The following is a 13464-nucleotide window of genomic DNA, read 5'->3' on the forward strand; positions in this document are numbered from 1 at the left end:
CGGTCAACACCCACGGGGGCATCCCCCAGGACAACCTGGGGCCACCCCCCCGGACCACCTGGGACCACCCCCCAGGCCCCCCCTGGTGCCACCCCCCGGACCACCCCTGCGGCATGCCCCCGTCACCCGTTCCCCCGCACCGGGGTGCCGGGTGGCGAGCGGAGCCGTTGAATGCGAAGTCCCCGACGCCTCGGACGGAGGCGCTTTCGGGAACGGCGCAGGACAGGAGCCCCATGCCGTCGTCACAGGCCCGCACCGGCCGGGAAGCCGCCCCGCGCCGGGGAGCGCTGCGCACCACCGGCGAGTGGTGCGCCCGGCACTTCCTCACCGTCCTGGTGCTGTGGGTGGCCGCGCTCGCCGGACTCCAGGTCCTCCAGCACGCCTACGGCGGCGACTACTCCGACGACTTCTCGCTCCCCGGCACCCAGTCGCAGGACGGCCTCGACGTCCTGAAGGCGCACGCCCCGTCGGCGGGCGGCTACAGCGCCCAAGTGGTGCTGCACGACGCCGACAAGCCACTCACCTCGGTCTCCGACCAGGTCGCCACGGCCGTCGCGGACCTGGAGAAGCTGCCCGACGTGCTCTCCGCGCAGAACCCACTGCCGTCCTCCGGTTCCACCCCGCCCCCACCGCCCGACCCCGACACCGGGCCGCTCTCCACCGACCAGAAGACCGCCTACATCACCGTCCGCTTCAGCGTGCAGCCCTCCACCCTGGACCCGTCCTACCTGGACGGGGTCGACGCGGCGGTCCAGCCGCTGCGCTCGGCCGGAGTGGAGGTGGAGTACGGCGGACCGCTCGGCGAGCTGGCCCGGCCCGAACCGAGCGACCGCACCAGCGAGGCGATCGGCTTCGGGGTGGCGATCGTGGTCCTGCTGATCGGTTTCGGCAGTCTGCTGGCCGCCGTGCTGCCGCTGGTCACCGCCCTGATCTGCGCCCTGTGCGGGCTCGCGCTGCTGGGGCTACTGGCCGCCGCCGCGACCTTCGCGACCGTCTCCCCGACGCTCGCCACGATGATCGGTATCGGCGTCGGCATCGACTACGCCCTCTTCCTGGTCACCCGGCACCGGCAGAACCTGATCGACGGCCAGGACCCGGTGACCGCCGCCGGGAACGCCGCCGCCACCAGCGGGCACGCCGTGCTGCTCTCCGGCTGCACGGTGATCATCGCGCTGTCCGGGCTGTGGGTCTCCGGCATCGGGTTCATCGGGAAGCTGGGCCTGGCCGCCGCGGTCACCGTGGTCACGGCGGTGCTCGGCGCCCTCACCCTCGTACCGGCGATCCTCGGCCTCATCGGCCGCCGCATCGACCGGGTGCGGGTACGGAAGCCGGTGGCCGAGACCGTACCGGCGCAGGAGGGCTCGGAAGCGGGCGGAAAGAAAGAGAAAGAAGAGAAGGAAGGGAACGCGAAGACCACAGGCACGAAGGAGCCCGGCGGGTGGCACCGGTACGCGCGGCGGGTGGAGCGGCGGCCCTGGTGGTTCCTGGCCGGTGGGGTGGTGGTGCTGGCGGTCCTCTCCTTCCCCGTCTTCTTCATCCAGCTCGGCCACATCGGCGACGGCGCCGACCCGAAGTCCTTCACCGACCGCCGCGCCTTCGACCTGATGTCCAGCGCCTTCGGCCCCGGCTCCAACGGCCCGCTGACCCTCGTCATCGACCAGAGCAAGGTGCCGTCGGGCGACCGCTCCGCCCTCGCGGACCAGGCGCAGAAGGCGCTCACCGGCGTCCCGGACGCGGCCGTGATCACCCCGCTCACCGCCACATCGGACGGTGACGTGCTGACCGCCACCGCCTACTCGGTGGCCGCCCCGCAGGACGAACGGACCACCTCCCTGGTGAACCGGCTGGTCGACGACGTACTGCCGCAGGCCGTCTCCGGCACGGACGCGAGCACGTACGTCACCGGCACCACCGCCGCCCAGGTCGACTTCCTGGACATCGTCTCCAGCCGGCTGCCCCTGATCATCGCGGTCGTCGTGGCCCTGGCGTTCCTGGTGATCCTGGCCGTCTTCCGGGGCCTGCTCGTCGCGGTGAAGGCCGCCGTGCTCAACGTCCTGTCGATCGCCGCCTCGTACGGGGTCGTGGTGGCCGTCTTCCAGTGGGGCTGGGGCGGTCCGGCGCTGGGGGTGTCGGGGAAGGTGCCGATCGAGAGTTACGTCCCGATGATGATGTTCGCCATCGTCTTCGGGCTGAGCATGGACTACGAGATCTTCCTGCTCTCCCGCATCCACGAGGCATGGCTGCGGACCGGCGACGCGCGGGCGAGCGTGGCGCACGCGCTGGAGATCACCGCCCGGGTCATCACCTGCGCGGCGCTGATCATGGTGAGCGTCTTCGCCGCGTTCATCATCAGCGACAACATCGTGGTGAAGATGCTGGGCCTGGGGCTCGCCGCCAGCGTGCTCATCGACGCCACCGTCGTACGGCTGCTGCTGGTCCCGGCGGTGATGACGCTGCTGGGCCGGTCCGCCTGGTGGATTCCGGGCCCGCTGGACCGGATTCTGCCGCACCTGGACGCGGAGGGGAGCGCACGGGAACCCGAGGCTCCCGCGAAAACGTGATGTGGGACACAGCGAGCGGAGGGAACGCCTCCGCGTTCTAGGGTGTCAGGATGCCTTCCCCCCGCACCTCGGAACAGCCGCGCCCCGGCACCGCCGCTGCCACCGCTCCCGCCACCGCCGCACCGGAGGCCGGAAAGCGGCCCGCCGACGGCCGGGACCACTTCTTCGACAACGCGAAGTACCTGGCGATCGTGCTGGTGGCGATCGGGCACGCGTGGGAGCCGCTGCCCGAGGGACGGCTGGTGGAGGCCGCGTACACCCTGATCTACGTCTTCCACATGCCGGTGTTCATCCTGATCGCGGGCTATCTCTCCCGTAACTTCGAGCTGCGGCCGGACCGGGTGTGGAAGCTGGTCACCAGCCTGCTGGTGCCGTACGTCATCTTCGAGGTCCTCTACACGGTCTTCCAGCGCGTCATGCGCGACCCGGACTACTCGCTGTCGCTGCTGTCGCCCTATTGGCTGCTGTGGTTCCTGCCCGCGCTGTTCTTCTGGCGGCTCTCCACCCCGGTCTGGCAGGCCGTGCGCTTCCCGGTGCTGGTCTCCCTCGCCATCGCCGCCGTGGCGACCGTGTCACCGGCCGCCGACGGGTCCCTGCCGGTCCAGCGCATCCTTCAGTTCCTGCCGTTCTACGTCCTGGGCCTGCGGCTGGGCCCGCAGCACTTCGCGTTCGTACGGCGTACGTGGGTGCGCGTCGTCTCCGTACCGGTCTTCGCGCTCGGACTGCTGGTCGCGTACTGGCTGGTGCCCCGGACCGCGACCTCGTGGTTCTTCCGGAAGAACAGCGCCCAGGAGATGGACACCCCCGAGTGGACCGGTCCGACGGCGACGCTCCTGCTCTTCGTGGCCGCGATCGTGCTCGGCGCGTGCTTCCTGGCCTGGGTGCCCAAGGGGCGTACATGGATGACCGCGCTGGGGACCTGCACGCTGTACGGGTACCTGCTGCACGGCTTCGTCATCCGGGGCCTGCGCTACGACGGCTTCTACGACCGGCCGTTCTTCAACACGACGCTGGGCACGGTCGCCGTCACCGCGGGCGCGGCCCTCATCGTGACCCTGCTGTGCACCCCGCCCGTACGCCGCCTGCTGCGGCCGGTGCTGGAACCCCGCATGGAGTGGGCCAGGCAGCGGACCGCTTCCCCGTCCTCCCCGTCGCGTTCCTGAGCGTCCCGTCGCGTTCCTGAGCGTACGGAGACACGGGGGGGGCCGCCGGGGCCCGGGCGTCCTCGGGGAGGCGGCGTGCACACCGCCTCCCCGCGCGGGCTACGCGGCGCGGTTGGACCGGCGCTGCGCGGCGGCGGCACGCGCCTCCGGCGTCGGCACACCGGGACGGCCGCGCCGGGCCGGGGCCCCGCCGCCGCGCTTGGTGCCGCGCCCCATGAACGCGCCGCCACCGCCGCGGCCGGAGCGCTCCTTGGGCGGGGCGGTGACGACCACCGGAACACCCGAGGGCGCCTGCGCACCGGTGATCCGGCTCAGCTCGGCCTCGCCGGAGCGGACCTGGGCGATCTGCGGGGTGATCCCGGCGTCCGCCATCAGCCGGGTCATCTCGCGGCGCTGGTTGGGCAGGACGAGCGTGACGACGCTGCCGGACTCCCCGGCGCGGGCCGTACGGCCGCCCCGGTGGAGGTAGTCCTTGTGGTCGCTCGGCGGGTCCACGTTGACGACGAGGTCCAGGTTGTCGACGTGGATGCCGCGGGCGGCGACGTTCGTGGCGACGAGGACCGTGACGTGCCCGGTCTTGAACCGCTCCAGGGTGCGGGTGCGCTGCGGCTGGGACTTGCCGCCGTGCAGCGCCGCCGCCCGGACCCCGCTGTGCAGCAGGTGGTCGGTGAGCTTGTCCACGGCGTGCTTGGTGTCCAGGAACATGATCACGCGGCCGTCGCGGGCGGCGATCTCCGTGGTGGTGGCGTACTTGTCGGCGCCCTGGACGTAGAGCACGTGGTGCTCCATCGTCGTGACGGCACCGGCGGCCGGGTCGACGGAGTGGACGACCGGGTCGTTCAGGTAGCGCCGCACGAGCAGGTCGACGTTGCGGTCGAGGGTGGCCGAGAAGAGCATCCGCTGCCCCTCCGGGTTCACCTGGTCGAGCAGCTCGGTGACCTGCGGCATGAAGCCCATGTCGGCCATCTGGTCGGCCTCGTCGAGGACCGTGACGGTGACCCGGTCGAGCTTGCAGTCGCCGCGCTCGATGAGGTCCTTGAGGCGGCCCGGGGTGGCGACGACGACCTCGGCGCCGCCGCGCAGCGCACTGGCCTGGCGGCCGATGGACATGCCGCCCACGACGGTGGCGAGGCGCAGCTTGAGCGAGCGGGCGTACGGGGTGAGCGCGTCGGTGACCTGCTGGGCCAGCTCCCGCGTCGGTACGAGGACCAGGGCGAGCGGACGCTTGGCGTCGGCTCGGCGCCCCTCGGTGCGGGCCAGCAGCGCCAGGCCGAAGGCGAGGGTCTTGCCCGAGCCGGTCCGGCCCCGGCCGAGCACGTCACGGCCGGCCAGCGAGTTCGGCAGGGTGGCCGCCTGGATCGGGAACGGGACGGTCACCCCTTCCGTGGCGAGGGCGGCCTTGAGCTTGGCGGGCATCTCCAGCTCGCCGAAGGTCTCGACGGCGGGGAGCGCCGGGGTGATGGTCACCGGCAGGGCGAACTCGCCCTTCGGCGCCGAGCTGCGGCGTCCGGCGCCACCGGAGCGCCCGCCCGCACCACCGGAGCGCTTGGGTCCGCCACCGAACCCGGCGGCACGGCGGTCGCCGCCGCCGGAGTAGCGGGAGGCGCCGGAGGGGGAGCCGGAGCGGCTGCGGCCGAATCGGTCGTTCGAGCGGGGAGTGCGTTCGCGGTTCATACGGAACCTTTCCTCGATGGGGCACGTATCGAGGGATTCTTTTTCGGGAAGCGGCCGTGAACGGCACCCAGAATCGCAAGAACGAGCCGATGAAATGACAAAAGCGAAGGACGGAGTCCGGCCGTCGGGAATCGGCGTGCCGGACGCGGCTTCGACGGGGGCGCGCCCGGCGGGCCCCGGAAACAGCAACGAGCTGGGGCCCGCACCCCAAGGTGCGGGCCCCAGCTGCGCAGTACTGCCTGAGTGGATCAGGCGGGGGTGATGTTCTCGGCCTGCGGGCCCTTCTGGCCCTGCGTGACGTCGAAGTTCACCTTCTGGCCCTCCTGCAGCTCACGGAAGCCGCTGGCGGCGATGTTGGAGTAGTGGGCGAAGACGTCAGCGCCGCCGCCGTCCTGCTCGATGAAGCCGAAGCCCTTTTCCGAGTTGAACCACTTCACGGTGCCAGTAGCCATGTCATATCTCCTTAGGGGAGGGGCAGTGCCCGTGGGCCCACACTGTGCGGACCCCACGTCGCCGCGATGATTACCCCGTCCGGAAGAACACCGGAAATACAAAAGCGCACCTGCCGACATCCAGTCGGCTGATGCACTTGTAAGTTTTTGGGAACCACAACTGCAACTGAGATCAACAGTAGCACGGCAGCCCCCTGAGAGGCTGAACGAAATATCACTCGGCAGGGCGGAACAAAACGGCGGGACAACCATGGGACAACAGCCGGAGAAGGACCGGACAGGGACCGGACAAGGACGGGGCAAGAGGACGGGAAAAAGCCTCATCGCCCATTGCGTGAAATTCTGTGCCGACGAATGCAGATATCTTCCCGGCCCACCGGAGGCCCGGGCCGGGCGATCCCGGCGGCCGGGCCCGTACACCTCAGCGGTCCGCGCCGCCCCGCAGCTCCTCGTTGAGGCGGAGCGCCTCTTCAAGCTGGTCCTCCAGGATGACGATCCGGCAGGCGGCCTCGACGGGCGTCCCTCCGTCGACCAGCTCGCGGGCGCGGGCGGCGATGCGCAACTGGTAGCGGGAGTAGCGGCGGTGGCCGCCCTCGGACCGCAGCGGCGTAATCAGCCGGGCCTCACCGATCGCCCGCAGGAAACCCGGCGTCGCCCCGATCATCTCGGCGGCCCGCCCCATCGTGTAGGCGGGGTAGTCGTCGTCATCGAGCCGGTCCATGGCGTTCGAGGGGGGCTCCGGGGGCATCTGCACCTCTTCTGTCACGCAGGACCGAGGACCCGGGGGCGGTGTGGCGCCTGCGGGGTGCCCCTCTGCCGCGTAACGCTGTTCTCGCCTGACTGCACAAGAAACCCTAATCGCCCGGGAAGGCCATGTCTATCGCGACCGGAGCAGGTTTGGGCGGGCACCGGCGGGGCGGCGGACGGGGCGCCCGAGAGGACTGACCGACTGGTCAGTTGTCGTCGGGCGGACCGCGGGGCCATAATGCACGCGTAGCCCTTCACGCATCCCCCGTCGTGAAGGGCTACACCCCTGTCCGGAACCGGTTCCGGACAGGGCGGGACCGGGCCCGAAGCAGGGGAGAACCTCATGAGCAAGGGACTCCCCTCGTGGTCCCCTGCTCATGTTTTTTCGAGTTAACAGTGACGTAGAGTGTTTGCGCAAGCTCAGTTCCGACTCCGAGGTGAGCGTGGAGGCCCGGATGGCCATGGTCGACGGTGACGAACCCGGTACGGAACGGAACGAACCGCCCGGGCCACCTGGACCTCCCGGACTGACCGGACCTTCCGGACCTTCCGAGCCGAACGGCCAGCCCCCGCTGAACTCGCTGCGGCAGAAGGTCGAGTACATGGTCGAGAAGACCTTCCCCGGCCAGAAGGTCTCGGGCCGGGTCTTCGCGGAGCTGGTGCGGGAGCGCGGCGGCTCCCTCTCGCACAGCTACTTCTCCAACATCCTCGCCGGGAAGGTCACCCAGCCGTCGGAGGAGATCCTCAAGGCCCTCGGGCTGGGGTTCGGCGTGGACTGGCGCTTCTTCAAGGACGAGTCCGAGGTCGTCGACGACGTCGTGGCCGGTCTCCAGTTCCTGGCCAAGCGGCGGACCGGCGAGATCAGCGGGGTGGCGGGCCGGGGACTGGACGCGGACGGGCTCCCGCCGGAGCTGCTCCGGTTCGCGCTCTCCCTGCTGGAGGACGCGGCACGGGACGGCGCCGTACGGGACAGCCCACGGGACGACGCCCTACGGGATGGCGCGCGGGACGCCGTACGGGGCAGCCCACGGGACGGTGCGGAAGGCGGCGCGGGCAGCTCACCGGACGGCTCCGGGAGCAAGGAGAACGCGGGCGGTGAGGGCATGCGCCACCGCCCGGCCGGTCCGGGAGCGTAGCGTCGGTGGCATGTCCCTGCGGAAGCTGCGCAAAGAGTGCGAGGACCGGCTCGCCGACCTGCCCATCCCGGCGCCCTTCTCGCTGACCGGTCTGGTCGCCAACATGGAGGCGGCGCGCGGCCGCACCATCCGGCTGCACGAACTGCCGGACCACCTCGCCCGCGTCAACGCCGCCTGCGGGCTGCGCCTGAAGGCGGGCGACACCAGCCTCGTCCTCTACCGCCGCAGGCCGACCGCGTACCAGACCGAACACGTCATCCTGCACGAGCTGTGCCACGAGTGGTTCGACCACGGGACGACGCTCGACGCGGAGCAACTGCGCACACTGCTCCCGGTCTTCGACACCTCGCTGATCGCCCGGATGCTCTCCCCCGAGGCCGCCGAGTCCCTCGCCTCCGGCGGCTCCACCGTGCAGGCCCGCGCGCAGTACGCCACCCACGACGAACGCATGGCCGAATTCGGTGCCTCGCTGATCCCGCGCATGGCGCGGGATCTCACCACCGATGACATGGTGGGGCGGCTGACCGACTCCCTGTCCCGCCCGGTGGCCCACCGCCGACGCGGGCTGTTCCCCCGGATCGGCCGGAGGGGGCCCTCGGACGACGCGTGACCCAGGGGCCTGCCGCCTCACCTGACACGTGCTACCACCGGCCCTCCCCCCCAACCCCGCGCCCCCGACACCCGAGGACGAAGACGCTGTGACCCCCCCTCGATCTCGCCGGTTACCTGATAGCCGGCCTGATGACAGCCGTTGCCCTGTGGCGTATGCCCGCCGCCCTGTGGGGCGACGAGGAGGACCGCAGACGGCGGGCCCTGTGGGGCTGTTACGCCGGATTCGCGATCGCCCTGTGGACGAAGACCGAGGCGGTGCGCACCGGGCTCAACAACAGCGCCGTCACCGACCTCGCCGTCCTCATCAAGCACTACACCGCGACGGTGGCGATTCTGGCCATCCTCAGCTACATCGTCGCCATCTACGGCAGCTACCCGGAAGCGGGCGCCGTCCCCCGCCACGTACGGTTCGCCCGGCTCGTCCAGCGGGTCGCGGCGAAGGCGTCGGTGGCGACGCTGGTCCTGCTGACCGTCCTCTTCTTCACCGTGGTCGACCGCTCCGAGCCCTCCGACCGCTTCGTCTCCGACCACGCGGGCGAGTGGGGCGCCACGCTCTACATGAGCGTCTTCTACCTCTACCTCGGCGCCGCATCCGCCGTCTGCGCCTTCCAGTGGGCGCTGGCCACCGCCGACGCCCGGCGGCGCCATCTGCGGATCGGGCTCGGGATGATGACGTTCGCGATGTTCATCGGCGTCGGCTACACCGTCAGCCGGACCCTGTTCCTCTGGATCAGCGTGGTGGACGAGCCGAGCGAGGCGTTCGCCCTCCGCTTCGACCAGGTGACCGAGGCCGCGCAGCTGGTCCTCTTCGCGTTCTTCGCCCTCGGCGCGTCCGTCCCCGCCTTCAGCACCGGCGCACGCCGGGTGCGGCTGTGGCGGGCCCAGGTCCGGCTGCACGCCCTCTGGTACGAGCTGATGGCGTCCTTCCCCGACCAGCCCTTCGACCCGCCCGCCTCCCTCGCCCGGGAGCTGACCCGGGTCGACGCCCCGGCCGACCTGCGTGTGGACCGCTGGGCCGCCGACATCGCGGACGCGGTGGAGAAACTGCGCCATTACGTCCCCGACGAGCTGGTCCCCGCCGCCGAACGGGCCGCCGCCGCGCGGGAGACCGCCGATGCCCGCCGGACGGCGGCGCTCAGTGACGCGTACTGGATCAGGGCCGCCCTGCTGGCCAAGGAGTCCGGCGCCGCCGCCGGTCCCGCCGCCCGGGTGGCCACCCAGCACGCCGCCGACCAGGACGGCGAGGTGGCCCGGCTGGAGCGGGTCGCCGCCGCGTACCGGACGGTCACCGAGGAGGGCGCCCGCGAGGTGCTCGCGGCGGCGACCACACCCCGTACAGCGACCGCGGCCCGTACGGCGGACACGGCGACGACGGAGAAGAGCTCGTGAGCACCACCACCGGCAGCACGCCCCCCGGAGCCACCGCCCGCACCTCCCTCGCCCGTACGGTCACCGACGTACTCCAGCCCCGCAACACCCTGCTGGCCGGGATGCTCGGCCTCGGGCTCGCCGCCGCCGGTGACGGGACCGGGCTGCTCTGGGGGTTCCTCGGGGCGCTCTGCGCCGGGCTGATCCCGGCGGGGTACATCGAGTGGGAGCGCGGACGCGGCACCTGGGGCGACCGCCATGTCGTGGACCGTACGAAGCGGGCGCCGATCTTCTTCGTCATCCTCGGCTCGATCGGGGCCGGTTCGGTGGTGATGGTCCTCGGCGGCGCGCCCCGGGGCATCCTCGTCGCGATGCTCGCGCTCTGGGTGATGACGATCGGGCTGCTGGCCGTCAACACCGTGTGGAAGATTTCGGTCGACTCGGCGGTGGCCTCGGCGGTGGTGGCCCTGCTCGCGGTCGTGCACTCCCCGTGGTGGCTGGCCGCGTACGGGCTGACGGTGGCAGTCTGCTGGTCACGGGTGGCCCTCGGCTACCACACGACCGCCCAGACCGTGGCGGGTGCGGCGCTGGGGGCGGCGACGACGGTGGCGTACGCGTTCGGGGGCTGACGAAGCGTTACGGGGGCGGGGTACGGGGGCTGACGAAGCGTTACGGGGCGGGGAAAGCTCTGGGGCTGACGAAGCGTTACGGGGCGGGGTGCGGGGGTGAGTGACCCGCACCCCACCCCCGTACCCCCTCACAACGCGCCCCCTCACACCGCCCCTTCAGCACGCGCGCGGGCTCACACCCCCGCGCACTGCCCCGTGCGCGGGCCGCGGACCTCGTTCTCCCGGCCCGTGTTGTCCGGGGCCGGAGCGTTGGCCGAGCAGACCAGCGGGCCGGTGATCGTGTTGGCGGCGAACTGGACGCCTCCGGTGTTGCCGGTGAGGACGACCGCCCCGGTGACCGAGTTGGCGGTGCAGCCCGGGCCGCCCGCCCGGACGGGTCCGGCCGTACGGCTGACGGCCACTGGCCCCGTGAGGCTCGAACCGCATACGTGGACCGCCGCCGCGCCGTCCGCCTGGAGCGGGCCCTCCAGCATGGAGCCGGTCAGAACGAGGGCGGCTCCGGCGCGCACGGTGACCGGTCCGCGCAGGGCGGCGCGCTCGGCGCAGGTGACGCCGTTCGTGACGGTCAGCGGACCGTTCCGTACGCCGGTGATCCGCGCCGTGCACTCCGGCGCGCGCACCACCCGGGCCTTGTAGTCGAGCGATTCGGCGAGCTTGCCCGGCTTGGGGTCCGCCAGCGGCCTGCTCAGCTTGGCGAAATCCCCGCCCGTCTCCTTCTTGCCGCCGTTCCACTCCGCGATCCGGCCGAGCTGCGCGGCGGTCCTCCCGTCGTCGACGACCGCGTCGGCGTCGAGCGCGGCCATCGACTTCGAGGCGCTCTTGACCAGGTCGAGGTAGGGCCCGGGGGAGGTCAGGTCGTACGCGTTCGTGTCGTGCTTCCCGCGCAGCCAGGAGCCCCAGGAGAACTCCAGGAACTCCGTCGCCCCGTCCGGGACTTCGTAGCCGATGCCCCGGGTGAAGTAGACGAGGCTGCGGTACGGGTCGTCCCGGAAGTTCGAGATCCCCAGTCGGCTCGGCAGCTGCTCGACGCCCAGCGGCCGGTTGTTCTCGTCGCGCAGCCAGACCTTCTTCTCGGCGGTCATGCGCTGCCAGAACGCGGCGGTGGAGAGGGAGCTGAAGTTGTCGGTGACGCGGAGCCGGACCGGCAGCCGGGTGCTCCCGTCGGGGCCCTCCAGGAAGGACGTCAGCGTGTGGTGGCCGTCGGTGAGGTAGAGCTTCCCGCCCGGTCCGACCACGGCCGTCTTCATCGGGGCGAGCGACTCCGCGGTCTCCTGGCCGAGCGGCACGGTGCACGTGAAGCTCGCCGGGTCGTCCAGCCGGGCGCCGGGGCCCACCGAGGCCGCCTCGCCCTGGCCGTTGGTCTCGCACCAGTCGTCGAAGCGCTTGTTGACGCCGCCCGCCGCCTCGTCCCGGTCGCTGCCGTAGCGGCCCTGCTTGTAGAAGACCTGGTCGAAGCCGAGGACGGCCTGGGTGGGGTGGAGTTCGCCGAGGGTGACGTCGATCAGATCGCCCGGCCGCGCGCAGCTGTACGGCAGAGGCCCGCTCCCGGCGCACACCCCGGCGCCGACCGGACCCGCGCCACCCGCTCCGGCGGCGGTCGCCGTGCCCGTACCCACGCCGACGACGACCGTGCTCGCGGCCAGCGCTCCGGCCAGCAGCCGGGCCCCGCGCCGGGGCAGGCCGGCAGCCTTCGATCTGTTCATGGACGACCTCTCCGTACGGGCGTTGCTTCCGCTCTGCCGCTCTCTCTCGCGGTGACGATCGCAAGGCACGGCGACGCGGGCACGGACGGGATGTGAACGGACCATGACGCTGTCATGCCACGGCAACGAGACCGTCCGTTTGCGGGGGCGGCGGACACCCGGTTACGTGGAGGACGCCGGTTACGGAGGACGCGACCCGGACCACCTGGAGGTACCTCCCATGGCGAAGAAGAACCGTTCCGCTCCCGCCAAGGGCCTGCGCGGCAGCAAGGCGGGGCTCGCGCTGAGCCTGGGCAGCAGCGCGCTCGCCGTCCTCCGGGCGTCCAAGCAGGTACGCCGGGCCAGGAGCAGGCACGACACGCTGAGCACCGCCGACGCGGTGGCGGGGATGCTGCCGCTGATCACCTCGGCCGCCCTGATCCTGCGGCAGCTGCGCGGCCGGAACCGGGAGAAGACCCCCGAGACGGCGTGAGCGCGCGGCGGCGGAGGACCGTCACCCCGACGGCGTAACGAGCGATCACTGAACGGCCCCCGCCCCGGGTACGGCTGTACCGTGCCGAACCCCGCCGAGAACGACTTCGCGATCGCCGCCGCCAGTGCCGAGGACATCGCCCTGCTGGGCGCATGGGCCCACGAGGAGGGCTGGAACCCGGGCCTCACCGACGGCGGGGTCTTCTTCCCGACCGACCCCGGCGGCTTCCTGATCGGCCGCCTCGACGGCGTACCGGTCACCTCCGTCTCCGTCGTGCGCTACGGCCCCGGCCACGGCTTCCTGGGCTTCTATATGACCCGCCCCCACCTGCGCGGCCAGGGGTACGGGCTGCGCACCTGGCAGGCCGGGACGGCCCGGCTCGGCGACCGGAACACCGGGCTGGACGGGGTGCCCGCGCAGCAGGACAACTACCGCCGCTCCGGCTTCCGCACCTGCTGGAGCAACGCCCGGTACGAGGGCACTCCGCCGCCGGACGTCGCACCGCCCCCGGGCACCGCCCTGGTCGACGCCCGTTCCGTACCGTTCGCCCAACTCGCCGCGTACGACCGGCGGTTCTTCCCCGCGCCCCGGGACGGCTTCCTGGCGGCCTGGATCACGGCGCCCCGGCGCACCGCGCTGGCGGCGGTGCGGGACGGGGAGCTGCACGGCCTCGCGGTGGTACGGGAGTGCCGCGCCGCCTCCCGTATCGGACCGCTGTACGCCGCGTCCCCGCAGGTGGCGGCGGCGCTGGTGAGCGCGCTCGCGGCGACGGTGCCGGACGGGCCGGTGGCGATCGACGTACCCGACCTGAACCCGGCGGCGGTACGGCTCGCGGGCGAGCTGGGCCTGACGCCGTCGTTCGGGACGGCCCGGATGTACACGGGCCCGCAGCCGGTGATCGACCGGGCCGGGTACTACGGCATCACCAGCCTGGAGCTGGGCTGAGG

At 72.0% G+C, this 13464-nt stretch carries 12 protein-coding genes; 8 read left to right on the forward strand and 4 right to left on the reverse strand.

All coding sequences use genetic code 11. The annotated features are described in order from the left end of the window. Nucleotides 1–233: 233 nt before the first annotated feature. Together B7C62_16195 and B7C62_16200 are read left to right on the forward strand one after the other, a co-directional pair. Entirely contained in the window at nucleotides 234–2561 is a 2328-nt protein-coding gene (locus B7C62_16195; protein ARF73629.1) for a transporter, read from the forward strand. Nucleotides 2562–2611: 50 nt separating this feature from the next. After that, complete coding sequence (locus B7C62_16200) at nucleotides 2612–3724, forward strand: hypothetical protein (protein ARF73630.1); 1113 nt, start codon at nucleotides 2612–2614, stop codon at nucleotides 3722–3724. Nucleotides 3725–3823: 99 nt separating this feature from the next. Here the strand turns inward: B7C62_16200 and B7C62_16205 are convergent, their stop codons facing one another. From B7C62_16205 to B7C62_16215, 3 genes are all read right to left on the reverse strand, one after another. Next, the gene (locus B7C62_16205; protein ARF73631.1) at nucleotides 3824–5398 is read right to left on the reverse strand and encodes a DEAD/DEAH box helicase; all 1575 of its coding nucleotides are present in this window, start codon (nucleotides 5396–5398) and stop codon (nucleotides 3824–3826) included. A gap of 248 nt (nucleotides 5399–5646) precedes the next feature. After that, a complete protein-coding gene (locus B7C62_16210; GenBank protein ARF73632.1) occupies nucleotides 5647–5850 on the reverse strand; it encodes a cold shock domain protein CspD in 204 nt (67 codons plus the stop codon). 421 nt (nucleotides 5851–6271) lie between these two features. After that, nucleotides 6272–6598 (reverse strand): MerR family transcriptional regulator, encoded by a 327-nt coding sequence (locus B7C62_16215; GenBank protein ID ARF73633.1) that lies wholly within the window; start codon nucleotides 6596–6598, stop codon nucleotides 6272–6274. A 409-nt stretch (nucleotides 6599–7007) separates the two neighbouring features. On the opposite strand from B7C62_16215, the gene B7C62_16220 reads away from it, so the two are divergent. The 4 genes from B7C62_16220 (at nucleotide 7008) to B7C62_16235 (ending at nucleotide 10342) form a co-directional block, all read left to right on the forward strand. Further along, nucleotides 7008–7733, forward strand: coding sequence for a hypothetical protein (locus tag B7C62_16220; protein ARF73634.1), 726 nt, complete (start codon nucleotides 7008–7010; stop codon nucleotides 7731–7733). Nucleotides 7734–7743: 10 nt separating this feature from the next. Further along, on the forward strand, nucleotides 7744–8343 hold the full coding sequence (locus B7C62_16225; GenBank protein ARF73635.1) for a toxin: 600 nt from the start codon (nucleotides 7744–7746) through the stop codon (nucleotides 8341–8343). 131 nt (nucleotides 8344–8474) lie between these two features. Beyond that, nucleotides 8475–9734, forward strand: a complete 1260-nt coding sequence (locus tag B7C62_16230) for a hypothetical protein (GenBank protein ID ARF73636.1) — start codon at nucleotides 8475–8477, stop codon at nucleotides 9732–9734. Beyond that, nucleotides 9731–10342, forward strand: a complete 612-nt coding sequence (locus B7C62_16235; protein ARF73637.1) for a hypothetical protein — start codon at nucleotides 9731–9733, stop codon at nucleotides 10340–10342. Before B7C62_16230 ends, B7C62_16235 begins: the two co-directional genes overlap by 4 nt. A gap of 173 nt (nucleotides 10343–10515) precedes the next feature. Here the strand turns inward: B7C62_16235 and B7C62_16240 are convergent, their stop codons facing one another. Next, the gene (locus B7C62_16240) at nucleotides 10516–12045 is read right to left on the reverse strand and encodes a chromosome partitioning protein ParB (GenBank protein ARF73638.1); all 1530 of its coding nucleotides are present in this window, start codon (nucleotides 12043–12045) and stop codon (nucleotides 10516–10518) included. A 220-nt stretch (nucleotides 12046–12265) separates the two neighbouring features. Between B7C62_16240 and B7C62_16245 the strand changes: the two genes are divergently transcribed. Both B7C62_16245 and B7C62_16250 read left to right on the forward strand, forming a co-directional pair. Further along, complete coding sequence (locus B7C62_16245) at nucleotides 12266–12517, forward strand: hypothetical protein (protein ARF77199.1); 252 nt, start codon at nucleotides 12266–12268, stop codon at nucleotides 12515–12517. Between the two features lie 81 nt (nucleotides 12518–12598). Further along, nucleotides 12599–13462 carry a GNAT family N-acetyltransferase gene (locus tag B7C62_16250; GenBank protein ID ARF73639.1) on the forward strand — a complete coding sequence of 288 codons (864 nt, stop codon included), beginning with the start codon at nucleotides 12599–12601 and terminating at the stop codon, nucleotides 13460–13462. Nucleotides 13463–13464 lie beyond the last annotated feature (2 nt).

The sequence above is a fragment of the Kitasatospora albolonga genome (assembly GCA_002082585.1).
GTDB classification, from domain to species: Bacteria; Actinomycetota; Actinomycetes; order Streptomycetales; family Streptomycetaceae; genus Streptomyces; species Streptomyces stephensoniae.

Excerpts from the sequence above, each read along its gene's own strand:
- B7C62_16195 (ARF73629.1), top strand. The coding sequence starts at position 234 with ATGCCGTCGTCACAGGCCCGCACCGGCCGGGAAGCCGCCCCGCGCCGG.
- B7C62_16200 (ARF73630.1), top strand. The coding sequence starts at position 2,612 with ATGCCTTCCCCCCGCACCTCGGAACAGCCGCGCCCCGGCACCGCCGCT.
- B7C62_16205 (ARF73631.1), bottom strand. The coding sequence starts at position 5,398 with ATGAACCGCGAACGCACTCCCCGCTCGAACGACCGATTCGGCCGCAGC.
- B7C62_16210 (ARF73632.1), bottom strand. The coding sequence starts at position 5,850 with ATGGCTACTGGCACCGTGAAGTGGTTCAACTCGGAAAAGGGCTTCGGC.
- B7C62_16215 (ARF73633.1), bottom strand. The coding sequence starts at position 6,598 with ATGCCCCCGGAGCCCCCCTCGAACGCCATGGACCGGCTCGATGACGAC.
- B7C62_16225 (ARF73635.1), top strand. The coding sequence starts at position 7,744 with ATGTCCCTGCGGAAGCTGCGCAAAGAGTGCGAGGACCGGCTCGCCGAC.
- B7C62_16230 (ARF73636.1), top strand. The coding sequence starts at position 8,475 with ATGACAGCCGTTGCCCTGTGGCGTATGCCCGCCGCCCTGTGGGGCGAC.
- B7C62_16240 (ARF73638.1), bottom strand. The coding sequence starts at position 12,045 with ATGAACAGATCGAAGGCTGCCGGCCTGCCCCGGCGCGGGGCCCGGCTG.
- B7C62_16245 (ARF77199.1), top strand. The coding sequence starts at position 12,266 with ATGGCGAAGAAGAACCGTTCCGCTCCCGCCAAGGGCCTGCGCGGCAGC.